Annotated in this window: 26 protein-coding genes; 14 read left to right on the forward strand and 12 right to left on the reverse strand. The window is 59.6% G+C overall.

Translation table 11 applies throughout. The features are described 5' to 3' along the window. Window positions 1–117 precede the first annotated feature (117 nt). The 8 genes from fabF to ACQKEK_RS02920 all read left to right on the forward strand — a co-directional run bounded on the left by fabF (window position 118) and on the right by ACQKEK_RS02920 (window position 7742). Window positions 118–1362, forward strand: a complete 1245-nt coding sequence (gene fabF / locus ACQKEK_RS02885) for a beta-ketoacyl-ACP synthase II (protein WP_046161963.1) — start codon at window positions 118–120, stop codon at window positions 1360–1362. A 2-nt stretch (window positions 1363–1364) separates the two neighbouring features. After that, window positions 1365–2180, forward strand: a complete 816-nt coding sequence (pabC, locus tag ACQKEK_RS02890) for an aminodeoxychorismate lyase (protein WP_499141339.1) — start codon at window positions 1365–1367, stop codon at window positions 2178–2180. Continuing rightward, window positions 2177–3244 carry an endolytic transglycosylase MltG gene (gene mltG / locus ACQKEK_RS02895; RefSeq protein WP_499140964.1) on the forward strand — a complete coding sequence of 356 codons (1068 nt, stop codon included), beginning with the start codon at window positions 2177–2179 and terminating at the stop codon, window positions 3242–3244. The genes pabC and mltG overlap by 4 nt, the downstream gene beginning before the upstream one ends. After that, entirely contained in the window at window positions 3241–3873 is a 633-nt protein-coding gene (gene tmk / locus ACQKEK_RS02900) for a dTMP kinase (RefSeq protein WP_499140965.1), read from the forward strand. Before mltG ends, tmk begins: the two co-directional genes overlap by 4 nt. Further along, window positions 3866–4855, forward strand: a complete 990-nt coding sequence (locus tag ACQKEK_RS02905) for a DNA polymerase III subunit delta' (protein WP_499141340.1) — start codon at window positions 3866–3868, stop codon at window positions 4853–4855. The genes tmk and ACQKEK_RS02905 overlap by 8 nt, the downstream gene beginning before the upstream one ends. A 34-nt stretch (window positions 4856–4889) precedes the next feature. Then, entirely contained in the window at window positions 4890–5246 is a 357-nt protein-coding gene (locus ACQKEK_RS02910; protein ID WP_025241024.1) for a PilZ domain-containing protein, read from the forward strand. Between the two features lie 124 nt (window positions 5247–5370). Beyond that, window positions 5371–6156 (forward strand): TatD family hydrolase, encoded by a 786-nt coding sequence (locus ACQKEK_RS02915; RefSeq protein ID WP_128119414.1) that lies wholly within the window; start codon window positions 5371–5373, stop codon window positions 6154–6156. 188 nt (window positions 6157–6344) lie between these two features. After that, window positions 6345–7742, forward strand: a complete 1398-nt coding sequence (locus ACQKEK_RS02920; RefSeq protein ID WP_128119413.1) for an amino acid permease — start codon at window positions 6345–6347, stop codon at window positions 7740–7742. 233 nt (window positions 7743–7975) lie between these two features. Here the strand turns inward: ACQKEK_RS02920 and ACQKEK_RS02925 are convergent, their stop codons facing one another. After that, complete coding sequence (locus ACQKEK_RS02925) at window positions 7976–9109, reverse strand: aminotransferase class V-fold PLP-dependent enzyme (RefSeq protein ID WP_499140966.1); 1134 nt, start codon at window positions 9107–9109, stop codon at window positions 7976–7978. Window positions 9110–9182: 73 nt separating this feature from the next. Between ACQKEK_RS02925 and ACQKEK_RS02930 the strand changes: the two genes are divergently transcribed. Continuing rightward, complete coding sequence (locus ACQKEK_RS02930; protein WP_045428807.1) at window positions 9183–9803, forward strand: TetR/AcrR family transcriptional regulator; 621 nt, start codon at window positions 9183–9185, stop codon at window positions 9801–9803. Between the two features lie 196 nt (window positions 9804–9999). Here ACQKEK_RS02930 and ACQKEK_RS02935 read toward each other — a convergent pair whose 3' ends face one another. The 3 genes from ACQKEK_RS02935 to ACQKEK_RS02945 are packed head-to-tail and all read right to left on the reverse strand — an operon-like array spanning window position 10000 to window position 12945. Next, a complete protein-coding gene (locus tag ACQKEK_RS02935; protein WP_128119411.1) occupies window positions 10000–11010 on the reverse strand; it encodes a sensor histidine kinase in 1011 nt (336 codons plus the stop codon). 43 nt (window positions 11011–11053) lie between these two features. After that, the gene (locus tag ACQKEK_RS02940) at window positions 11054–12514 is read right to left on the reverse strand and encodes an ATPase domain-containing protein (protein ID WP_499140967.1); all 1461 of its coding nucleotides are present in this window, start codon (window positions 12512–12514) and stop codon (window positions 11054–11056) included. Then, entirely contained in the window at window positions 12511–12945 is a 435-nt protein-coding gene (locus ACQKEK_RS02945) for a hypothetical protein (protein ID WP_499140968.1), read from the reverse strand. Before ACQKEK_RS02945 ends, ACQKEK_RS02940 begins: the two co-directional genes overlap by 4 nt. A 437-nt stretch (window positions 12946–13382) precedes the next feature. Here ACQKEK_RS02945 and ACQKEK_RS02950 point away from each other — a divergent pair, with 437 nt between their 5' ends. Beyond that, window positions 13383–13985, forward strand: coding sequence for a DUF4823 domain-containing protein (locus ACQKEK_RS02950; protein WP_499141342.1), 603 nt, complete (start codon window positions 13383–13385; stop codon window positions 13983–13985). 9 nt (window positions 13986–13994) lie between these two features. Beyond that, entirely contained in the window at window positions 13995–14561 is a 567-nt protein-coding gene (locus ACQKEK_RS02955; RefSeq protein ID WP_128119410.1) for a DUF1285 domain-containing protein, read from the forward strand. Between the two features lie 60 nt (window positions 14562–14621). Here ACQKEK_RS02955 and ACQKEK_RS02960 read toward each other — a convergent pair whose 3' ends face one another. The 3 genes from ACQKEK_RS02960 to dapE form a co-directional block, all read right to left on the reverse strand. After that, entirely contained in the window at window positions 14622–14993 is a 372-nt protein-coding gene (locus tag ACQKEK_RS02960) for a hypothetical protein (protein WP_241530595.1), read from the reverse strand. A 121-nt stretch (window positions 14994–15114) separates the two neighbouring features. Further along, window positions 15115–15918 carry a putative RNA methyltransferase gene (locus ACQKEK_RS02965; RefSeq protein WP_499140969.1) on the reverse strand — a complete coding sequence of 268 codons (804 nt, stop codon included), beginning with the start codon at window positions 15916–15918 and terminating at the stop codon, window positions 15115–15117. Next, complete coding sequence (dapE, locus tag ACQKEK_RS02970; RefSeq protein ID WP_499140970.1) at window positions 15912–17060, reverse strand: succinyl-diaminopimelate desuccinylase; 1149 nt, start codon at window positions 17058–17060, stop codon at window positions 15912–15914. The genes ACQKEK_RS02965 and dapE overlap by 7 nt, the downstream gene beginning before the upstream one ends. A gap of 160 nt (window positions 17061–17220) precedes the next feature. On the opposite strand from dapE, the gene tcdA reads away from it, so the two are divergent. Then, the gene (tcdA, locus tag ACQKEK_RS02975; protein WP_128119406.1) at window positions 17221–18027 is read left to right on the forward strand and encodes a tRNA cyclic N6-threonylcarbamoyladenosine(37) synthase TcdA; all 807 of its coding nucleotides are present in this window, start codon (window positions 17221–17223) and stop codon (window positions 18025–18027) included. 33 nt (window positions 18028–18060) lie between these two features. Here the strand turns inward: tcdA and ACQKEK_RS02980 are convergent, their stop codons facing one another. The 4 genes from ACQKEK_RS02980 to ACQKEK_RS02995 all read right to left on the reverse strand — a co-directional run bounded on the left by ACQKEK_RS02980 (window position 18061) and on the right by ACQKEK_RS02995 (window position 21221). Further along, complete coding sequence (locus tag ACQKEK_RS02980) at window positions 18061–18474, reverse strand: SufE family protein (RefSeq protein ID WP_499140971.1); 414 nt, start codon at window positions 18472–18474, stop codon at window positions 18061–18063. Beyond that, window positions 18471–19676: an aminotransferase class V-fold PLP-dependent enzyme gene (locus ACQKEK_RS02985; protein ID WP_499140972.1), complete on the reverse strand. Its 1206-nt coding sequence runs from the start codon at window positions 19674–19676 to the stop codon at window positions 18471–18473. Before ACQKEK_RS02985 ends, ACQKEK_RS02980 begins: the two co-directional genes overlap by 4 nt. A gap of 95 nt (window positions 19677–19771) precedes the next feature. Then, on the reverse strand, window positions 19772–20806 hold the full coding sequence (gene dapD / locus ACQKEK_RS02990; RefSeq protein WP_128119403.1) for a 2,3,4,5-tetrahydropyridine-2,6-dicarboxylate N-succinyltransferase: 1035 nt from the start codon (window positions 20804–20806) through the stop codon (window positions 19772–19774). A 43-nt stretch (window positions 20807–20849) separates the two neighbouring features. Then, window positions 20850–21221, reverse strand: coding sequence for an ArsC family reductase (locus ACQKEK_RS02995; RefSeq protein WP_499140973.1), 372 nt, complete (start codon window positions 21219–21221; stop codon window positions 20850–20852). 186 nt (window positions 21222–21407) lie between these two features. Between ACQKEK_RS02995 and ACQKEK_RS03000 the strand changes: the two genes are divergently transcribed. Both ACQKEK_RS03000 and ACQKEK_RS03005 read left to right on the forward strand, forming a co-directional pair. Next, on the forward strand, window positions 21408–21653 hold the full coding sequence (locus ACQKEK_RS03000; protein WP_499140974.1) for a hypothetical protein: 246 nt from the start codon (window positions 21408–21410) through the stop codon (window positions 21651–21653). A gap of 12 nt (window positions 21654–21665) precedes the next feature. After that, complete coding sequence (locus ACQKEK_RS03005; RefSeq protein ID WP_164863199.1) at window positions 21666–21812, forward strand: hypothetical protein; 147 nt, start codon at window positions 21666–21668, stop codon at window positions 21810–21812. A gap of 37 nt (window positions 21813–21849) precedes the next feature. Here the strand turns inward: ACQKEK_RS03005 and dapC are convergent, their stop codons facing one another. After that, the gene (gene dapC / locus ACQKEK_RS03010; RefSeq protein ID WP_499140975.1) at window positions 21850–23046 is read right to left on the reverse strand and encodes a succinyldiaminopimelate transaminase; all 1197 of its coding nucleotides are present in this window, start codon (window positions 23044–23046) and stop codon (window positions 21850–21852) included. Between the last annotated feature and the right edge of the window lie 24 nt (window positions 23047–23070).

Below are 23070 nucleotides of genomic sequence, written 5' to 3' on the forward strand. Positions count from 1 at the left end.
TTGAGTTAGTTGAATGCAGCTGGTCGTGCCGGTGGCCGACATCTGTGAAGGCGGCTCTCTTTCCGTTACAGATGCTAGCGGAGCAGGGCGAGTCGAATGAATGCAAGGAGAATTGCTGTGTCGCGTAGACGCGTCGTAATTACCGGTATGGGCATGCTCTCACCGCTGGGTAACGATGTGCCAAGCAGCTGGCAGGGGATTCTCGCCGGCCGCAGTGGTATCGGCCTAATAGAGCATATGGACCTTTCCGCCTATTCCACTCGCTTTGGCGGATCAGTCAAGAATTTCGATGTCGAGCAGTACCTGCCCGCTAAAGAGGCTCGCAAACTCGACCTTTTCATCCAGTACGGACTGGCCGCCAGTTTCCAGGCAGTACGAGATTCCGGGCTGGAAATCACCGATGCCAATCGCGAGCGTGTCGGCGTCGCCATGGGCTCGGGCATTGGTGGCCTGACCAATATCGAAAACAGCTGCAAGGCATTGATCGAGCAGGGGCCGCGCCGTATATCGCCGTTTTTCGTGCCGGGCTCGATCATTAACATGGTTTCCGGTTTTCTATCGATCCATCTTGGTTTGCAAGGCCCTAACTACGCCATTGCTACGGCCTGCACGACGGGTACGCATTGCATCGGCATGGCTGCGCGGAACATCGCCTATGGCGAGGCTGATGTGATGGTAGCCGGCGGGTCGGAAATGGCAGCCAGCGGGCTTGGAATAGGCGGGTTCGCCGCCGCTCGTGCATTGTCCACCCGCAACGACGATCCCGCTTCAGCCAGCCGCCCGTGGGACAAGGACCGGGATGGCTTTGTGTTGTCCGACGGCGCGGGCGCGTTGGTGCTAGAGGAGCTCGAGCATGCCAAGGCTCGCGGGGCGAAGATCTATGCCGAGCTGATTGGTTTCGGCATGAGCGCAGATGCGTTCCACATGACCTCACCGCCTGATGATGGCGCGGGTGCTGCTCGCTGCATCCGTAACGCTATATTGGACGCGCGGATCGATGCCAAACAGGTCGACTACATCAACGCCCATGGCACCTCGACGCCGGCCGGCGACAAGGCGGAAGCTGCTGCGATCAGAACGGTATTCGGTGATCACGCTTACGAGCTGTCGGTCAGTTCGACCAAATCGATGGTCGGTCATCTGCTTGGTGCGGCAGGCGCTGTCGAGGCAATCTTCAGCGTGCTTGCCATACGCGACCAAGTGGCGCCGCCGACGATCAACCTTGATGAACCCGGCGAAGGATGCGACCTCGATTTCGTCCCGCATGAGGCCAAGCCGCGGACAATCAATGTTGCTGTCTCCAACTCCTTTGGTTTTGGTGGCACCAACGGGTCGCTGGTGTTCCGCCGGTTCGCCGAGTGACGTTGAGCTGGGTGGATGGGCAGCCAGCTGAAGGGCTGCCCATTCATGATCGAGCGCTTGCTTACGGCGACGGCCTATTTGAAACAATCAAGGTGTTGGCCGGCTGCCCCGAACTGCTCGATCGGCATTTGCAGCGGCTGGAACATGGCTGCCGGCGTCTGGCGATCCCCTGCGACATCAATGGCGTAGGTAGCCAACTCATCGCCTTCAGTGCCGAGCTTGGAGAGGGTGTCGCCAAGCTCATTGTCAGTCGAGGGGAGGGCAAGAGAGGCTATGCTCCGCCCGTCCCCTGTATGCCTCGAACCGTCCTTACCGGATCCTCCCTTCCGAACTACCCGAAAGCACATGCCGAACAGGGCGTTCGCCTGTACCCCTGTACGACCCGTCTTGCCGAGCAGCCAATTCTGGCCGGTCTGAAGCACCTCAATCGTCTGGAACAAGTGCTGGCCCGAGCCGAGTGGCAGGATCCGGTCTACGCCGAAGGCTTGATGCGCGACACCTCCGGGCGGGTCATCGAAGGCGTTTTCAGTAACTTGTTCATCGTCGAATCGGGCAGGTTGATGACGCCGTCCCTTGAGCGCTGCGGGGTCGCAGGGGTGATGCGCGAAGAAGTGCTGGACCGCGCGCGGATTGCCGGCGTGCCGACCCAGGTCGGCGATCTGTCGCTAGGGCAGCTCTATCGCGCTGACGAGGTCTTCGTTTGTAACAGCCTGTATGGCATTTGGCCTGTTCGCCAATTGGATGCCAGTGTATGGCCGGTGGGGCCTGTCACACGTAAACTTCAAAGCCTGGTGGCTGATCTGTCGAGCAATACGTGATTCGAAAACTGTCTTTTGTGCTCCTCGGCGCCTTGCTGATCGCTGCGCTGGCGCTCGGCCTGGTCTATTGGAAGCTTCACTCCGCCTTGGGGCAGCCGCTGCAGCTTGGCGCAGCGCAAACGCTTGAGGTTCAGTCTGGGGATACGCCCAGTGGCTTGTTGCAACGGCTGGAGCGAGGCGGCGTGTTGAGCGACTCGTTCTGGTTGCGGCTGCACTGGCGGCTGAAGCTCTCAGGACACACCTTGCACAGCGGCGAGTATCAACTGCGGCCAGAGATGACTGCCCGCGACATGATCGGGCTATGGCAGCGTGGCGAGGTTGTGCAACATACCCTGACCATCGTCGAAGGGTGGAATTTTCGCCAGGTGCGCGCCGCGCTTGAGGCGCTGCCTACGGTAAAGCAGACGATTGTTGGTCAGTCAGATGATGAAGTCATGACGCGACTCGGCCAAGCCGGCTCGCATCCCGAGGGCCGCTTTTTCCCTGACACCTACAGCTTCACCCGCGGTGTCACCGATCTCGAACTGCTCCAGCGCGCTTATTCACGGCTGGAAACGGTGCTGGCGGAGGAGTGGCAACAGCGTAGCGAAGGCTTGCCCTATCAAGACCCGTATGAGGCGCTGATCATGGCTTCAATCATCGAAAAGGAAACAGGGGTTCCGTCAGAGCGCGGCGAGATCGCTGGCGTTTTCGTTCGCCGGCTGGAGCAAGGCATGTTGCTACAGACAGACCCGACGGTGATCTATGGTATGGGCGAACAATATAGGGGGCGGATCACCCGCAGCGATCTGCGCAGGCCGACCCCCTACAACACCTATACCAACAGCGGGTTACCACCGACGCCGATCGCGATGGTTGGCCGGGAAGCGATTCACGCTGCGCTGCACCCGGTTGAAGGAAAAAGCCTCTACTTCGTCGCTCGGGGGGATGGCAGCCACGTGTTCAGTGATTCGTTGAGCGAACACAATCGCGCGGTGCGTGAATATCAACTCAAGCGCCGAGCAGACTATCGTTCCAGCCCACCGCCCCGGCAAACCCCGGCGCCGATTGAGAATGCCCAGTGACAGGACTCTTTATTACATTGGAAGGGCCCGAAGGCGCGGGCAAGAGCACCAACCGTGAGTACCTCGCGCAGCGCTTGCGTGAACACAGCCTAGACGTCGTCCTGACGCGTGAACCCGGGGGCACGCCGTTGGCTGAGCGCATTCGTGAACTGCTGTTGGCGCCTGCAGACGAACCCATGAACAGCGATACGGAGCTGTTGTTGGTGTTCGCGGCACGCGCACAGCATCTTGCTCAGGTCATTCGGCCCGCGCTCGCGCGAGGCGCTGTGGTGCTGTGCGACCGGTTTACCGATGCCACCTACGCTTATCAGGGCGGTGGCCGCGGTCTCCCCACCCCGCGCATCGAGCAGCTTGAATGCTTTGTTCAGGGTGAGATGCGTCCGGACCTGACGCTGATCTTCGATTTGCCCGTTGAAATCGGTCTGAGCCGCGCCGCTGCTCGGGGACGTCTTGATCGCTTCGAGCAGGAAGGGCTCGAATTCTTCGAGGCCGTGCGCAGCGCCTATCTCAATCGGGCGCAGCAGGACCGGCAGCGCTATCGTGTGGTCGATGCAGGCCAGTCTCTAGCCGCAGTACAACAGAGTCTGGACAGGCTTCTGCCTGAGGTGTTGGAGCGTGCGCTTGGCTGACGGCATTCTTCCATGGCAGGTTGATCTCTGGCAGTTGCTAGCCGGTCGTCAACAGCATGCTCATGCCTATTTGCTGCACGGGCCCGCCGGTATTGGCAAGCGCGCCTTAGCTGAACAGCTGATGGCACTTTTACTGTGTCAACGGCCGGCCGCACTGAGTGCGTGCGGGACCTGCAAAGGCTGCCTGTTGCTTGCAGCGCATACCCATCCAGACCATTACATTCTGGAACCGGAGGAGGCCGACAAAGCGATCAAGGTCGATCAGGTGCGCCACCTCGTAGGTTTTGTTACTCAGACTGCTCAGCTAGGTGGACGTAAGGTCGTTCTGCTCGAGCCAGCCGAGGCGATGAACCTTAACGCTGCCAACGCCTTGCTCAAGAGTCTCGAGGAGCCTGCAGGCGATACCGTTCTGTTGCTTATCAGTCATCAGCCCAGCCGGCTGCTACCGACGATCAAGAGTCGCTGCGTGCAACAAAGCTGCCCCTTGCCCGGGCGCCAGCAGAGCCTTGATTGGCTGGCGGTCCAACTTCCAGATGTGTCGCCTGCGCAGCGCGAGGAGCTGCTTGCATTGTCTGCCAATTCGCCATTGGCCGCGCTCAAGCTGCAGGGTGCGGGCGTACTCGATATGCGGGTGCAAGTAGTCGACGGGGTAAAGAAACTGCTCAAACGGCAGCAATCTCCCAGTCAGCTGGCTGAGGCCTGGAATTCGCATTCGCTGATCCTGTTGTTCGATTGGTTTTGCGAATGGGCTCATCTGATATTGCGCTTTCAAATGACCGGCGATGAAGAAGGGCTTGGCGCAGCCGATATGCAGAAGGTGATTCAATACCTGGCGGAGAAGTCGTCACCCGACCGGCTGCTGGTGCTGCAGGATTGGTTGCTTGCCCATCGACAGAAGGTCCTGGGCAAAGCCAATCTTAATCGTGTCTTGCTTCTCGAAGCGCTTCTGGTGCAGTGGGCAAGCTTGCCCGGGCCAAGCTAGAATCCATCGAACTGTTGTTAGGAATGAATACCGCATGAGCCTGCCTGCAAACCTTGGTCCGCGTAACGGCATTCTGTCTCTGACCATCAAGGACAAGTCAGTGCTCTATGCGGCGTACATGCCGTTCATCAAGCATGGCGGATTGTTCATCCCGACTAACAAGAGTTACAAGCTTGGCGACGAGGTATTCATGCTGCTGAGCCTGATGGACGAGCCGGAAAAGATTCCGGTTGCGGGTAAGGTCGTGTGGATCACGCCCAAGGGCGCCCAAGGCAACCGGGCCGCAGGCGTTGGCGTGCAGTTCAATGAGGGTGACTCGACTGCCCGCAACAAGATTGAAACCTACCTCGCCGGCGCGATGAAATCAGACCGTCCAACGCACACCATGTAGCGTCATCGCAAGCGATTCGTTCGCTTAGCTTTTTTGCCGTTGCTTTTTCCGCCGCGCTGACCTGACTGCGACCGATGGGCTGCTTTGCTCTACAATGGCGCGTTTTCGGTTCGGGTACTTTTCCATGCTGATCGACTCGCATTGCCACCTCGATCGTCTCGATCTTACCTTGCACGACAACTCCCTCGATGCAGCTCTGCATGCTGCGCGTCAGCGTGGTGTTGGGCATTTCCTTTGTATCGGTGTCAGCGCCGAGAATACTGCTGCTGTCAAAGCGCTTGCGCAGCGCTATGACGACGTCGATTGTTCGGTGGGGGTGCACCCGCTGGACCTCGAGCCGGGTGCCGAACCTGCCATGGACTGGTTGCTGCAGGAACTGGACGCGCCCGGTGTAGTGGCGATCGGCGAAACAGGGCTTGACTACCACTACGAGCCTGAAGCCGCCGAGTTGCAGCAGCAATCCTTCCGTCTGCATCTCGATGCCGCGCGGATCAGCGGTAAACCAGTCATCGTCCACACTCGTGCGGCTCGTGCCGACACGCTGGCGCTGCTCCGCGAGGCTTCGTTGCCGCAGGCCGGCGTACTGCATTGCTTCACCGAAGACTGGGACATGGCCAAGTCTGCCTTGGATCTAGGGTTCTATATTTCGCTATCCGGCATCGTGACATTTCGCAACGCCGATGCCTTGCGGGATGTCGCTCGCCGTGTTCCTGCGGATCGCCTGCTAGTGGAGACGGATTCGCCTTACCTGGCCCCGATCCCCTACCGCGGCAAACCGAACCTGCCGCAGTATGTGCGCGAGGTCGCCGAGTATCTCGCTGATCTGCGCGGGGTCGGCTTCGAGGTGCTGGCGGCTCAAACCACAGATAACTTCAAGCGGCTTTTTCCCTTGGCGCGCGTCAAGAACTGACGAGCGCGAGCGCGCGTGCAAGGCGGTGTGCTTGGCGGGCCTTCTCCGCACATGCCGTGTACAATCCGCGCCGCTTAATGCACATGCCGGTAGCCGGCATGCGGATACGAGGGTTTGGGTTGGCGCTCAAAGCATAGCCTTCCGTCAGTCTCGTCATTTCTTCGTCACAGACCAAACTAGGTGACGCCATGTCCAGCGATACGCTGCACACCGGGCCGCTTCAACGCGGCCTGAAAAACCGGCACATTCAGCTGATCGCACTCGGCGGGGCTATTGGAACGGGGCTCTTCCTCGGCTCAGCCGGCGTGCTGCGCAGCGCCGGGCCGTCGATGATCCTTGGCTATGCCATCGGTGGGATGATTGCCTTCCTCATCATGCGTCAGCTCGGCGAGATGATCGTCGAGGAGCCGGTTGCGGGATCCTTCAGTCATTTTGCGCACAAATATTGGGCCCCTTATGCAGGCTTTCTCTCCGGTTGGAATTACTGGGTGCTGTATGTCCTGGTGGGGATGGCCGAACTGACCGCGGTGGGTAAATATGTCCAGTTTTGGTGGCCGGAGGTGCCGACTTGGGCCACCGCTGCGGTGTTTTTTGTGCTGATCAATCTGATCAACCTAGTCAACGTTAAGACCTTTGGTGAGACTGAGTTCTGGTTCGCGATCGTCAAGGTCGGAGCCATTGTCGGCATGATTGCGCTCGGCCTGTACCTCTTGCTGAGCGGCGCGGGTGGTGAACAGGCTGGCTTCAGCAACCTCTGGAGCCACGGCGGGTTCTTCCCCAACGGTATCAGCGGGATGGTCATGGCCCTGGCAATCATCATGTTTTCATTCGGCGGCTTGGAGCTGGTGGGGATCACTGCAGCCGAAGCATCCGACCCGAAGACAGTCATTCCCAAAGCCATCAATCAGGTCGTTTATCGGATTCTGATCTTCTACATCGGCGCGCTCAGCGTTCTGCTGGCGCTCTACCCTTGGGACAGCCTACTGGAAACGTTGGGTTCGGCCGGCGACCCCTACAGCGGCAGCCCTTTCGTGCAGATCTTTTCACTGATCGGCAGTGACACGGCTGCGCACATCCTCAACTTCGTGGTGCTGACGGCGGCTCTCTCTGTCTATAACAGCGGCGTGTACTGCAACAGTCGCATGCTATACGGCCTGGCGGAGCAGGGCGATGCGCCGAAGGTGTTGATGATGGTCAACCGCCGTGGGGTACCGGTGCTTGCAATCGCTGTCTCTGCACTCGTCACCATGCTCTGTGTGCTGGTGAACTACCTGCTGCCGCAAACAGCGCTTGAGTTGCTCATGTCGTTGGTGGTTGCGGCGCTGCTGATCAACTGGGCGATGATCAGTCTCGCCCACTTGAAGTTTCGCAAGGCAATGAAAGCGCAGGGCATCGAGCCTTCGTTCAAGGCCTTTTGGTATCCGCTCAGCAATTACATTTGCCTGGCGTTCGTGGCATTGATTGCCGCGATCATGTTGTCGATGCCCGGTCTGCGAACCTCAATCATCGCGATACCATTTTGGGCGCTGTTTATCTGGCTGTGCTTCCGGTTGCGGCTTTCGAGCCGGCGTGCCGCGCATGGTTGATACGTTGATACGTTGAGGCGTATGGCCACAGCGAACAAAAAAAACCCGGCGTCGCGGGGAGCCGGGTCAAGACCATTAGGAGTATGAGGTCACGTTCCTCGCTTCCTCAGCTGGCCGAGCAGTGGGGGGATTGCGCGGCCAGTGATTGCAGTATTGGTCCGAATCCTAAACGCTGCTGGGCGATTGCGGCGATTTTTAAACGGATTTGGAATAGTCGCGTCCAGGCTGATCGCTCACTTCGCGACCAGCCCGCGAACCACTGCCAGGCTCTGTTCGATGACCGCTGGCGGCGTGTAGAAATGTGGTGAGAATCTGATCCCTCCACCACGAAGCGCACAGACGACCTGCTCCTCCTTGAGGCGTTGAAAAAGCGTCGAGTTGTCTATCCCATCGATCCGGAAAGTCAGAATGCCGGCTCGCCGAGCTGGATCGGTTGGGCTCAGCAATTCGGCCCCCGGCATGGCCGATAGCTCTCGCTGGAGGTGGTCGATCCGTTCGGCCAGTGCCTGTGCCACCGTGACTATTCCCACCTCTTCCAACAAGGACAGGCTGGCTTCCAATGCCATGGCGCCGAGCAGATTCGGGCTGCCGCACTCGAAGCGCTGCGCGCTGCTCGCCGGCTGCCAATCGCTGCGGTCATAATCGCCGGCGTGCTCGAGCATATGCCAGCCGTACTCGTGAAGCTTGAGCTGATCGCGTAGATCGCTCCGGCAATAGAACACACCCAGGCCTTCTGGGCCCAGCAGCCATTTATGTCCGTCGGCCATCGCAAATGCACACCGGCATTGCTGAGCATCGAATGGCAGCGCGCCCAGCTGTTGGATTGCGTCGATGCACAGCAGAACGCCACGTCGTTCGCAGTCTTCACCGAGTCGCGGCAGGTCTAGCCGCAGGCCGCTCGCGTACTGCACGGCGCTGATCGCCAGCAAGCGAACGTTCGGCCCGCAGGCCGCGAGCAGGTCGCCTTCGGGATCTTCACCCTTGAGGCTGACCTGGATGACCTCGACCCCTTGCGGCCGCAACGCCTCCCAAACTACACGGTTGGAGGGAAACTCCTCGTCGCTGATGACCACCTGGTCACCGGGCTTCCACTCCAGTCCGAAGGCTACGAAAGACAGTGCTTCCGAGGTGTTCTTGACCAGCGCTATGTCTGCTGGGGTTGGTGCGTTCAGCAACCTGGCCAGGCGATTTCGCAGACGGGTTTCAACCGCCAGCCACTGCGGGTAGTCGCGCGCGCCAATCGTGATGTTCTGTTGGGCAAAGCTGGTTACCGCATCGCTCGCACGGCGAGGCCAGGGCGAGACGGCCGCGTGATTCAGGTACCGCAAGCCGTCGATTTGGGGGAATTCGTCATTCAATGTACTCATAGGCAATCTTCCGTGCATTTTCTGACTAAACAGGCATAATCATGTGCTTCGATTTTTCACACTGCAGCCACTTATGCAAAATGAATCCCGTAAGGTCCGCGAATTTCGCCGTCGCGAACAAGAGATTCTCGACACGGCGCTCCAGTTGTTTCTCGAACAGGGAGAAGACAGCGTCACCGTCGAGATGATCGCCGACAGGGTGGGGATCGGCAAAGGCACCATCTACAAGCACTTCAAATCAAAGGCCGAAATCTACCTGCGGCTGATGCTCGACTATGAGCGGGATCTGAACGAGCTGCTGCATTCACCGAGTCTTGATCAGGACAAAGAAGCGCTGTCTCGCGCCTACTTCGAATTTCGCATGGGCGATCCCCAGCGCTATCGGTTGTTCGACCGTCTCGAGGAAAAGGTGGTCAAGGGTAATCAGGTACCGGAAATGGTCGAGGAGCTGCACCGTATCCGGGCCTCCAACTTCGAGCATCTAACCCAGCTGATCAAAGGGCGCATTGCCGAAGGAAAGCTGGAGGACGTGCCGCCTTATTTCCACTATTGCGCAGCCTGGGCCTTGGTACATGGGGCTGTAGCGCTCTACCACTCGCCGTTCTGGAGTAATGTTCTCGAGGATCAAGAAGGCTTCTTCCAGTTTCTTATGGATATCGGCGTGCGTATGGGCAACAAGCGCAAGCGAGACTAGCCCAGTCTCTGCGATGTGGTGGCGTAACTAACGATTGGGTCGCGGAGCATTCTCTAGAACTGAGAACGCATAAAGGTTGGTGACTGAAACGGGTCATTCGGACTATATAGGGCAGCGGACTTCCGACCGCTGCCGTGCCTTCGCGGCTACCCTGGTCGTTACTGTTGGAAAACCATCTCAGCATTTGGATAAGAGATCAGCGTCCCAGCGAAGTGTCATGCTTCACCAAAGGAAGCCTCACTACCAGCTCACTTCCTTTACCGCTTCCCTCACTCTTGCCGGTCACCGTGCCACCGTGTGCCTCCACCAACTCGCGGACTACCGTCAGACCGATGCCCAGCCCTGCACCGTTGAAACCAATCGCATTCACATCCTGCACGAATGGCTCGAAAATGAACGGTAGCGCTTGCGCTGTGATCCCGATGCCGTTATCGCGAATGCTGACCTCCACCATGTCCCCTTCGGCAGTAGCCAAAAGGCTGACCGAGCCACCGACCGGCGTGTACTTGGCCGCATTACCCAGCAGGTTGCCGAGAATCTGGGCGAGCCGCATGGAGTCGCCATTTATTGCCAGCACCCCGTCGGGGAGTATTGTGCTCAAGTGTATGTCGCGCGCGATCATTGCCGGACTGCAGAGCTCCACAGCTTCATGGATGATCTGAACCATATCGACAACGCAACATTTGAGTCGAAACTTGCCGGTGCTGGCACGCGCCAGGTCGAGCAGATCCTCTACCAGTCGAGACATGTGGCGTACCTGTCCCTCGATCAAGGCCTGCATTCGCGGCAGCTCCTCGCTGGGCACACGACCCAGACGCCCTGCGATCATGCTGATAGGTGTCAGGGGATTGCGCAGTTCGTGAGCTACCAATGCGAGTACTTTGCGTTGCTGCTCCAGGGCGAGTTCGGCTGAGGCCTGCAGGTCTTTTGCGCTCAAGGCGGCCGTAACCAACTGTTCGTTGGCTTCACGCATATCCTGATATAGCTGCTGCTCTGCTTGCGTGAGCTGCGATCTTTTTGCATCCGACTGCGCTAACAAGGTCGCTAGAACCAATTGCTGGTTGGCCTCGATCAGTTGCTCCATCTGCTGACTGTCGACGAGTTGGCTATGGGTATCGTTGAGCTCTTTATGCAATGCCGCGAGGACCGCGCGAGCTTCGACGGTTTGCTGCCCGAGCCGGAACAGTTCGCTGGAGGCGGTAGCCATAGCTAGCTTGTTGTCGGCACTAGTCTTTTTCACGAGTTTGTATTCACCCCTCGTTCCCACTGCGACACCGTTGGGTAGGTCGTCCTCCGAGCAGACCTTCTTGATCCGACAACATCTCACCGATCTGCAGTCCGTTATCGTCAATTCGATACAGGCGTAACTCATCCGAATGACTGCTGGCGCGCACCTTGACCACCGCCATGATGCGCAACAAGCGGCTTTCAACTTCTATATAACGCTGGACGATGATGGCGTCGGTGAGAAAGGCCGTACCGTAAGGACTGAATCGCAAGTCCGTGTAGCGATCTTCGAGCTCCGAAGTCATCAGTACACTGACCCCAGCAGAGGTCAGTGCAGTGACCATCCGTGAAAGCGATTCACGATAGTCTTCACGGAATGTAGGTGCCAGCGCCAGTTCGAAGCCCGAGAGGGAATCGATCACCACGCGGGTCGCCTTCAGTCGGTCGATCTCGCTCAACAGCTCAGAAACGATTTCGTCGATGGATAGGTCAGGGGCACGACTGTCGACCAAACCGACTTGGCCGTTCTTAATCAGATCGGCAAGGGTGGCGTTTTGCGAGCGATTGGGTCGTTGTTCGAATACAGCGATGACGCCGGTTTCGCCATTGCGAACACCCTCGGCGAGGAAGGATGCAGCCAGAACGCTTTTACCAGAACCCGATGGTCCGGCCACGAGCAGGGAATAGCCCAGAGGCAGTCCACCGCCGAGCATATCGTCGAGCCGCGGTACGCCCATTTTCAGGCGCTTCAGAGGGAAGGTCTGCGGTTCCTCGACGGGACTGGACACCGCGGGTGCAAACACCTTGATTCCCGACGTGGCAATGCGGAACGTGTGCAGCCCAGGTAACGTTGGCTGGCCACGCATCTTCATGATTTCCATCTTACGTACCATGGAATTGCGCTGAACGCTCTGGCGCAACCAGATCAGCCCATCGGCCACGGTGAAAATCGGGTTGGTATCGGTTTCGGTGAAGTACTCACCAATCAGAAATGTCGTTGCCTGCCAAGTGGTCATCAGCATGCCCAGTTGTTGAACGAACTGCGGCAGGTTGTTGTTCGGGTTGTTCTGGGTCTGGCTGGCCAGCACTACCGAACGGAACGAGTCGACGAACACCAGAGCGGGTGAATGGCTTTCAACCTCGCTGACGATACGCCGCAGCACTTCGTCCAGATCGCCGGCCAGGGTATCGTCAGCCAGATTGATGTAGCGGATCGACTTGTTAATCGCTTCGCTGTCGAAGAACTCGAATTGCTGTTGATAACGCAGCATCTTCAGCGGTGGCTCACCGAGCACCGTAAAAAAAAGCGCGGGGCGTTCGGGGGTCGCCAGCGCGAACATCATCTGGTGAGCCAGGGTGGTTTTGCCGCAGCCTGGGGGGCCAGCGATCAGGTTGAAGGAAAACTCCGGCAACCCTCCGCCAAGCACTTCGTCCAACCCCGGTACACCGGTGGCTAGGCGGTTGATAGTCGCTTTGGTGCTCATGGCGATTTTTCCTGCGCAGGGGTTTCGCTCGAAGAAGGTTCCCACACACCGCGAAGCAAGCGTGTGGTGAGCGAGGACCCGATAAGCGTGGTCAGCAGCTCGTGGAATGTAACTAGCAACACCTCACCAAAAAGCAGCGCTTCGGCTTCGCTTTGCTTAACGAGCACGGCCTGCAGAACGGTCAGGTCGAGAGAAGCCTGCATCCCGCCATACGTGCTGGCCAGGTGTGGGTGGCTAGAGAGGCACAGGTGCAGGCTACGGCGATAAAGCGCAGCAACACCTTGCTGCCCGACGATGGGGGTCAGCGATGAGTCTATGTCCTGCAGTATGGAGATGATCGCCTGGGCGACTGCTGCGGCGTCAGGGTTAGGGCCAACGCGACGCGTCAGAGAATCTACAATCTCATGGCTCTCTTCGCTTCGCGTGGACATAGCTAGCCGATATCTGATGGGGCAAGTGTTGATAGTACACCCTAAGCCGAGAAGCGAAGACTTAACCGGCCGTCACCTTAGGTCCGTATCCTTTTTCGGTCATGGGACCGGTGAACTTCAGCGACAGAAACGTGGGGAATAATTAACTTGCAGTGTGAAGCTACCGATATATGCCAATCATCCAGACACTGGCATTCGTCATTTTTGATGCTAATGCGCTCGTGCCGTTGATATGTCGGCAGAGCTACCGTGCCAATCGTGAGCCTAGGGCGGGCTATTATTCGCTGCGCAAGATACCGGCGGCGCTTTATCCGATTGATAACACCGGCTTCATTGCTGCACGACGGAAGGCGGTTGTGAGCGGCACATCGTCTAACTGGCGTGTTTGCTGCATTGCTTCGCTAATCGTCGGTTTTCCGTCACGTCTGGAGCGAGAGATGAACGTGTTTAGCCTTATCGTGGCCGCACTCCTGTTAAGCGGCTGCATGAAGGTAAGCGACATGGCTGAGGGCACCCGCCATCAGCTGCGTGACGTTGGCATTCTCGACCATAGCGAGACTGTCAGGTCCGCCTCGTGGCGCCTGCAGCCCGACTCGTTCATCTACATTGCGCAGGGTCACTTCGTTCCCCCAGGCGGCGCCTATCCGCGCCCGAACGTAGTGGCCGAAGAGGCGTTTGAGAGCTTCGTCCAGTACTTTCCGCTGGTCCGGCGTGCTCCAGAACCTCTAGGACTGGAAGAAGCATTGAACCAGGCGGCAATCGCGGGTGCCCATTACTTGCTGTACACACGATTCGCCGCAGCAGACGACCGTATCGGCAGTTTCGATGAGTTTGATGACCAACGCGCGCTCGACCGACTGGGTGTTGATACGAGCACGGTTCAGTTGATGCTGATCGAGACCGGCAATAGGTATCTGGCCGATACGGCAAGTATTCGCAGTCGCGGCGGATTGCTAAATATCTATGACGCGACACCGCAGGTCTTGTTGGGTCCGCCCTTGCGTGATTACGCCCGGCGCCTGATAGGCCTGGGGCGCTGAGGAGTCAATATGAGCGATGCGGGAAAAGCTGCGAATCTGTTGAGTCAGATTCCCAACGCCGAGAAGAAAGGCTTGCCACCGGTGCATCTGTGGAATCCACCGTTCTGTGGTGATCTGGACATGCGAATCATGCGCGACGGTAGCTGGTTCTACCAAGGCACGCCTATCGGGCGGCCTGCTATGGTGCGACTGTTTTCCACAGTGATCCGGCGAGACGGCGATGACTATTTTCTAGTGACCCCAGTCGAGAAGGTCGGCATCAAGGTGGATGATGCGCCGTTCGTGGCGGTTGAACTGGTGGCAGAGGGAAGCGGAGAAGCTCAGGTGCTCCGCTTTATCACCAATGTCGGAGACGAAACCGAAGCGGGAGCAGAGCACCCAATTCGGGTCGAGCTAGATCCGGATACTCAGGAGCCAGCACCCTACGTTCATGTGCGGGCCAACCTCGAAGCGCTGATTCATCGCAACGTGTTCTACCAGTTGGTTGAATTGGCCGTGCCGCGTGAGATCGATGGAGCCGACTGGCTGGGGGTCTGGAGCCAAGGCCAGTTTTTCCCGATCGGTCGCTCCGAGTAGTTCGATCGAGCGTATCGCTACAGAAGGAAGCCGTATCGCCCGTGCTGTGCCAATGGGTGGTCAGTCGGTACGCCAGAGGATTTCAGCTTCGCCGCGCTCGCTGACGCTGATCCAGCGGTCGGCGTCTTCCACCGATTCTTCTTCCTGCCAACCGCCCGGCGCGCAGCGAATCTCTACACCAAGTGCCTGATAGGCGTCGCGGGCGCAGGCGATATCGTCTTCCCAGGGCGTCGCGTCGCTTTCGAGCAACAGGCTGTGCCACTTTCCCACGGCCTTCGGCAGCCAGGTCACTGGAATGTTGCCGGCGCTGCACTTGAAGGTTTTACCCTTGGCTTGCCAGGCAGAGCAGCTTCCGACCGCCTGGTTCAGCCACTCAGTGACGGCGTCCTGGCTCGCGTCCCTTAGGTAAATTTCGATATCCGGTTGACGCATGGGATGGCCTTGTCTGGCTGGTCTTGCAGCCGGTTGATGTTAACTGTTGAAGCCTAGAAGGCTGCATCAGACGCATTGGATCGACCCAAAAGCCGACGCCGTATTCGTTTGGATAACCTGATCAGTCTCGCTGAATCCAGTCATAGCGTATCGCAACCCGTACGTGCAATGGCGCTTGGATGACTGCTGCGCGGCGTTCGGCGCTGGCGCGCCAACCGTGCGGGGTCATCGCCAGTAGATCAGCACGGGCTTGTGGGTCATCCAGTTGCAGCTCGAAGGACAATGTCTCGCTGTGAGCGAGGTGCATGCCTTCGGGGATCAGCGATAGATGCTTCTGATCGTCGTAGTCGCGGACTTCGTCGTACAGCAGACCTCGCAATTCCCATAAGTGCTCGCGAGTCGGACCCATGCGCAGCAGGCCGCCGCCGGGTGCTAGCAGACGCCGTGCTTCGGTCCAGTCCAGCGGGCTGAATACACTGGCCAGCAGATCGCAGCTGGCATCAGCCAGTGGCACCCGTGCCATGCTTGCTACCAGCCACTCGATCTGCGGCGCGCGCTTACAGGCGCGTTTGACGGCTTCACGGGAAATATCCAGCGCGTAGCCATCCGCATCGGGCAAAGCCTGAGCAATCTGCGCCGTGTAATAACCTTCGCCACAGCCGATATCCAGCCAGCGACTCGGTGAGCGTTCGGCTGCCAGCTGTGCCAGTCGCGTCGCCAGCGGCGCGTAGTAACCCGCCTCGAGGAAGCGCCGCCGCGCCTCGACCATGGCTTGGTTGTCGCCCGGGTCGCGGCTGTTCTTGTGCTGCACTGGCAGCAGATTGAGATAGCCCTGGCGGGCCCGATCGAATCGGTGATTAGCCGGGCAGGCGACGCCGTTGTCCGCCGCGCTGAGCTCGGCGTGGCAGATAGGACAGGTCAGCATGCGAGCAGGTTGACCAGGGTCTGGTAGTAGATCTCGGTGAGCAGGTCGAGGTCGCTGGCGAGGATATGCTCATCCACCTGATGAATCGTTGCGTTGACCGGGCCCAGCTCGACGACCTGGGTGCCCAAAGTCGCGATGAAACGCCCGTCCGAGGTGCCGCCACTGGTGGACGGTGTGGTCTCGCGGCCAGTGACGCTGCGGATTGCCGCAGCCACGCCGTCGAGCAGGTCACCGGGTTCAGTCAGGAAGGGAAGGCCCGAAAGGGCCCAGTCGACATTCCAGTTGAGGCCGTGTTTATCGAGAATCGCCGCAGTGCGTTGCTGCAACCCTTCGACGGTGGATTCGGTGGAAAAACGGAAATTGAACACCGCCTCCAGCGTGCCGGGGATGACGTTGGTGGCGCCTGTGCCCGAATTCAGATTGGAGATCTGGAAGCTGGTCGGCGGGAAGAAGTCATTGCCATCGTCCCAGTGTTCACCTGCCAGTTCGGCCAGTGCCGGTGCCGCCAGATGGATCGGGTTCTTGGCAAGATGTGGGTAAGCCACATGGCCCTGTTGGCCGCGAACCGTAAGCGTGCCACCGAGCGAGCCGCGGCGGCCGTTTTTGACCACGTCGCCGACAAGCGTAGTGCTCGATGGCTCACCAACGATGCACCAGTCAAGCCGCTGGCCGCGCTCACGCAAGCGCTCTACCACAGCCTTTGTGCCGTGGTGCGCAGGGCCTTCCTCGTCGCTGGTGATGAGGAAAGCGATCTGGCCTTTGTGGTCCGGATGCTCAGCGGTAAAGCGCTCGACCGCGACAATCATCGACGCCAGGCTGCCTTTCATGTCGGCAGCGCCACGGCCGTGAAGCATGCCGTTTTCGTCGATTCGCGCGGCAAACGGAGGATTCTGCCACGCCTGTACCGGGCCGGTAGGGACCACGTCGGTATGGCCGGCGAAGCACAGCACGGGACCTTCGCTGCCGTGGATCGCCCAGAAGTTCTCGACGTCCTCAATGTGCATCGGCTCGATGGCAAAGCCGCAGGCGGCGAGGCGCTCACTCATCAGTTGCTGACAGCCCTCATCCAGCGGCGTGACCGATGGCCGATTGATCAGCTCGCAGGCGAGTTCGAGGGTCGGTGAGAGGGCGGCGGCGATCATCACAGCTCCGGGGCAAGGCGGGGAAAGGGCGCCATATTAAATTAAAAATGAGGGCAGCAGCGGGCCGGAAAGACCCGTTTTCGAAACGCCTCGGTATGCCTGGCTGGGACGACGTGGGGCTCGGGCCTATAATCGGCTAACGTCTTGTTTGAGGTATGACATGTCTATCGACGATCAACGTTTCGGCGGCATTGCCCGTCTGTACGGCTCCGAGGGGCTGCAGCGTTTAGCGGCTGCGCATGTCGCGGTGGTCGGTATCGGCGGGGTTGGCTCCTGGGCGGCCGAAGCGCTGGCGCGCAGTGGCGTCGGTGAAATCAGTTTGTTCGATCTCGATGATGTCTGCATCACCAACACCAATCGGCAGGTCCATGCGCTAGAGGGTGCGGTGGGCAAGCCAAAGGTGGATGAAATGTCGGCGCGGATAAAGGCGATCAACCCGGCGTGTGTGGTTCACGCCGTGGCCGACTTCGTGACTCGCGAAACCATGGCCGACTACATCACCGAGCAGTTGGATTGCGTTATTGACTGCATCGACAGCGTGCCGGCCAAGGCCGCGCTCATCGCCTGGTGCAAACGTCGCAAGATCCAGATCATCGCCACTGGCGGCGCGGGCGGACAGGTGGACCCCACGCAGATACAGGTCGCCGATTTGAACAAAACGTTCAACGACCCCCTCGCGGCGAAAGCGCGTTCGCTATTACGGCGTGAATACAATTTCTCTCGAACCCCTGGGCGTACCTACAGCGTGCCTTGTGTGTTTTCCACCGAGCAGCTGCGCTACCCCAAGCCAGATGGTGGCGTCTGTCAAAGCAAAAGCTTCGTCGGTGAAGGGGTGAAGCTCGATTGTGCTGGCGGGTTCGGCGCGTCGATGATGGTGACGGCCAGTTTCGGTCTGGTCGCGGCGGCTAAGGCAGTAGACAAGCTGGTCGCCGGGGCTCGGCGGCCGGCGGAGCGTCTGAAAACCTGATAGCGGCGTTTGTCTGGCCTCTGTTAGCGCCGGTCAGGTAGCCTCTGCCAGCTCACGCATTCTGCCAATAACGGCATTCATCCCATTGGCGCGTGATGGCGAAAGCTGCCGTGAGAGGCCAAGCTGGCTGAACCATTCCGCTATGTCGAGCTGCTGTAGCTCGCCGACATTCAGGCCATTGACGCGAACCAGCAGCACGGCAAGCAGCCCACGCAACAAACGCGCCTCGCTGGTGCCGCGGAAATGCCAGTGGTTGTCTTGTCGCTCGCCGACTAGCCAGAGCTTGCTGTCGCATCCGGCAACCAGGTTGAGCGCGTTGCGCTCGGTGTCGCACAGGGGCTCAAGGCAATCACCCCATTGCATCAACAGCCGCGCACGTTGTTCCCAGCCCGCAGCCAACCGAAAGGCCTGCAGCGTTTCGGCGGCGGCTTCGGGAAGCGCGATCATCGCAACATTTCCAGAGCCTGATCCAGCGCATCGAAGAATCGCTCCAGATCGAGTCCGTCGTTGTACAGCCCGAGCGATACGCGAATCGCACCTTCGATACCCAGTGTTTTCAGCAGGGGCTGCGCACAATGGGTGCCGCTGCGTATGGCGATACCTTGTTCGGTCAGCAGGTGGGCCAGATCGCCGTGATGGACGCCATCGACCGTAAAGCTTGCCAGCGCCAGCTGCGGATCGCCGAGCAGTCGCAGGCCTGCCCGCTCAGCCAAACCTGTGCGCAACGCGCTATGCAGGGCGAGCTCGTGCCGGTCAACAGCATCGGCATCCAGTCTCGACAGGTAGTCCAGCGTGGCGCCCAGGCCGATCACACCCCCGATGGGCGGGGTTCCGGCTTCGAAACCCAATGGGGCCGCGTGGAATTCGGCATGCTGGAAATCAGCGACACGGACCATTTCCCCGCCGAACTGCCAATGCTTGAGTTTGAGCAATGACTCGCCCCGGCCGTAGAGCGCGCCAACGCCTTCCGGGCCGTACAGCTTGTGACTGGAGAGCACATAGAAATCGCAGTCCAGCGCCTGCAGGTCATGTCGGCCATGGACCACGCCTTGGGCACCGTCGACTATGCTGAGCGCGCCCTGCGCCTTGGCCATTGGCAGCAACTCGGGCAGTGGCTGCCACGCGCCCAACACGTTGGATAACTGGCTGACGGCAAGCAGGCGGGCGCGCGGGCCGATCAGGCTGGCTGCTGCCTCGAGGTCGATAATGCCGCGCTCGTCGAGCGGCAGTACGACAAGCTTGGCGGCACGTCGCTTGGCCAATTGCTGCCAAGGCAGCAGGTTGGCGTGGTGCTCAAGGGCGCTGACGACGATATCATCGCCAGCTGAAATCAGATGCTCGAGCCCGTAGGCCAGGAGATTCAGTGCTTCGGTGGCACCGCGGGTAAAAACGATTTCGGTCGGACATGCGGCGTTGAGCCAGCGCGCCACCTTGATACGTGAGTCCTCGAATGCGCGGGTCGCCCGTTCTGCCGGTTGGTGTTGGGCTCGATGCACATTGGCGGTGCCACTGGTGTAGTAGCCGGTGAGGGCATCGATCAGTGCCTGCGGCTTCTGCGAAGTGGCAGCACTGTCCAGATAGGTCTGACCTTGGGCCTCAAGGATAGCCAAGGCTGGAAAGTCGGCGCGCCAGGGCGATGTCAGCGGCATGGGGACTCCTGAAAGCAGGACGGGACGCCTGATGGAGGGACTGCGTAAACAGGCTGGCGAGCTAGCGCCGGCCTGTCTACGTTTTGACGCTGCGTTTAGTTGTGCGCGTGCAGCGCCTCGTTCAGCTCTATCGCAGACTTGTGCGTCTTGCATTCGACCGCACCGCTCAGGGAATTGCGGCGGAATAGCAGATCCGTCTGGCCGGCCAGTTCGCGCGCCTTGACGACCTTGACCAGCTCACCTTGCTCATCGAGCAGGTTCACCTTGGTACCGGCTGTGATGTAGAGGCCGGATTCCACGGTGTTTCGGTCGCCCAACGGAATGCCGATCCCCGCGTTTGCGCCGATCAGGCAGCCTTCGCCGACCGAAATGACGATGTTACCGCCACCGGACAGGGTGCCCATGGTCGAACAGCCGCCGCCAAGATCCGAGCCCTTGCCGACGAACACGCCAGCGGAGACACGGCCTTCGATCATGCCCGGGCCTTCAGTGCCAGCGTTGAAGTTGATGAAGCCTTCATGCATCACCGTGGTGCCTTCACCGACGTAGGCGCCGAGGCGGATACGCGCGCTGTCGGCGATACGAACACCGGCCGGCACCACGTAGTCGGTCATCTTCGGGAATTTGTCGACCGAGACGACTTCCAGCAGATAGCCCTTCAGGCGCGCTTCCAGCTGGCGCTCGGCCAGCTCGGCCAGATCGACGGCACCCTGATTGGTCCAGGCGACGTTAGGCAGTAGCGGGAAGATGCCAGTGAGATTCAAGCCGTGTGGCTTGACCAGGCGATGGGAAATCAAATGCAGCTTGAGATAGGCCTCAGGGGTGGAGGTCAGTGCTGCATCCTCGGCGAGCAAGGTCACGACCAATGGGCGCTGGCTTTCGGCAAGGCGGGTCAACAATGCATGTTGAGCAGTGTCGAGCGGCTTGATGGCATCGGCCAGTTGAGCCGCCTGGGTGGTGTTGATGGTGACGGCCTGATTGCCACCTTCATAATTCAGCAGCGGCGCAATGGCGGCGACCAGCTCGCCGCTCGGGTGCAGCAGTGGCTGCGCATAGAAAACTTCCAGCCAGCTGCCCTGGCGGTTCTGGGTGCCGACGCCAAACGCCAGGCTGAAGAGAGAATTGCTCATATGGGAGTCCTTTATCAGTCGCGCTCGTCTCGGCGAGCGGGTCTCAGTTCTTGGCTGCCAGCTCGGCAGCATAGGTGTCTGGCTTGAAGCCAACGAGCGTCTTGTGGCCCAGATCCAGAACTGGGCGCTTGATCATTGACGGCTGGGCCAGCATCAGTTCGATGGCCTTTGCCTGGTCAAGATCGGCTTTCTGCTCATCGTCCAGTTTGCGGAAGGTCGTGCCGGCACGGTTGAGTACGATCTGCCAACCATGTTCATTGCACCAGGCTTCCAGGTGGGCGCGGTCGATCCCAGCGCTCTTGTAGTCATGAAATTCATAGCTTAGCCCCTGCTGGTCGAGCCAGGTACGGGCTTTTTTCATGGTGTCGCACGCCTTGATGCCAAACAGGCAGCGTCCTTTGCTTTTATCGGGCATAACAGCTCCGCATTCTCCGGCCAAACTGGGCCGCGGATTATGCCACGATGAGACGAAGCCTGCCGTCCGTGGCGCGAAGCCGGCCTGACCTCCCTGTCGCATGCGCTTGCCGCGCGAGTGAAGAGGTTCGACCTTTTCCCCCTAAGATGTTGTCCACTGATCACAATCGTAACGATGAGGTCATGTATGGCACGCAAGCATTTCGAGAACCACGAGGCCATTTCGTCCGCCGTTCCTGCAGACGAGGGGTTCGAGGCGGTGATCGCCGTCAAGCGTCGCGGCACGGACGAAAATGCACATATTTTCAAAGTCGCTAACGGGCGCCGTTACGACCTCGCGTCCGAGGCTGACGTGGCCGCGGAGGCAGCGCTGACCAAGGTCAGGGAGGTCAGCGATGAAGGTGAGCTGATCTGGGAAGAAAATGCCATCTGACGGGAGGATGTCATGAGCGAATCGGAAAAGCCGAACACGGACGAGCAGGGTAAGCAGGATGAAAACACGAAGGCTGACGTACCCGAACACATGAAGCCGGAGAATCTGGAGAAGCTGCGCGACTATGGCAAAGACATGATTCCGCCAGGTGTCGCCTGACGCGCTGAGCCGGACGCCGTGGCGTCCGGCTATGACGTCAAAGCGTCGTGATGAACGCGCGGATTCGCTCCGCAGCCTCGACGCAATCCTCCAGCGGCGCCACAAGCGCCATGCGCACACGGCCCGTTCCTGGGCTGACGCCGTCTACCTCGCGTGACAGGTAGGACCCCGGGACCACCGTGACATGCTCGCGTGCATACAGCTCGCGGGTGAAAAACTGGTCGTCCACTGGCGTCTTCGGCCACAGATAGAAGCCGCCGTCCGGTCGCTGCACGTCCATCACTGGCGAGAGGATCTCCAGCACCGCGTCGAATTTCTCCCGGTACAGCTGCCGATTGGCCTGCACATGAACCTCATCGTTCCACGCCGCGATGCTAGCCAGTTGGGTTTGCACCGGCATGGCGCAGCCGTGGTAGGTGCGGTACAGCAGAAACGCTTTGAGAATATCGGCATCGCCCGCGACGAACCCGGAGCGCAGCCCCGGCAGGTTCGAGCGTTTGGAAAGGCTGTGAAAAACCACGCAGCGCTTGAAATCGTTGCGTCCGAGCGCTGCGCATGCAGTCAACAGCCCAGCGGGCGCTTGGTCTTCGTCGAAATACAGCTCGCTGTAGCATTCGTCGGCTGCGATGACAAAATCGAACTCGTCCGCTAATGCGATCAGCTTCTTCAGCGTTTCAAGCGGGACCAGTGCGCCGGTCGGGTTGCCCGGGGAGCAGAGGAAAAGGATCTGCGTCTGCTGCCAGACCTCTGGCGAAACCGCGTCGAAGTTTGGATTGAAGCCATTATCCGCGGTGCAAGGCAAATAATGCGGCGTGGCGCCGGCCAGAAGTGCCGCACCTTCGTAGATCTGATAGAAGGGGTTGGGGCTGACCACCAGCGCACCCTGTTCGCGGTTGACCACGGCTTGGGTGAAGGCGAACAGCGCTTCACGGGTGCCGTTGACCGGCAATACATGCCGTGCCGGGTCGACTGAGCCTTGAGCCACACCAAAGCGTCGCTCGCACCAGCGGGCGATCGATTCGCGCAACGCCGGGATGCCCTGCGTGGTGGGGTACACCGCAAGCTGGTCAAGGTTGTCGGCCAGTGCTTGAGCGACGAAATCCGGCGAACGGTGTTTCGGCTCTCCGATCGACAGCGCGATTGCGCGCTTGTCTGCTGGCGGCTGCGCACCGGCAAGCAGGCCGCGCAGTTTTTCGAAAGGATAGGGCTGCAACAGGGTCAAGGCGTCATTCATGGTCAGGTCTTCGAAACGTCGAGA

The organism is Pseudomonas sp. NPDC077408 (assembly GCF_050269105.1).
Taxonomy (GTDB): Bacteria; Pseudomonadota; Gammaproteobacteria; order Pseudomonadales; family Pseudomonadaceae; genus Stutzerimonas.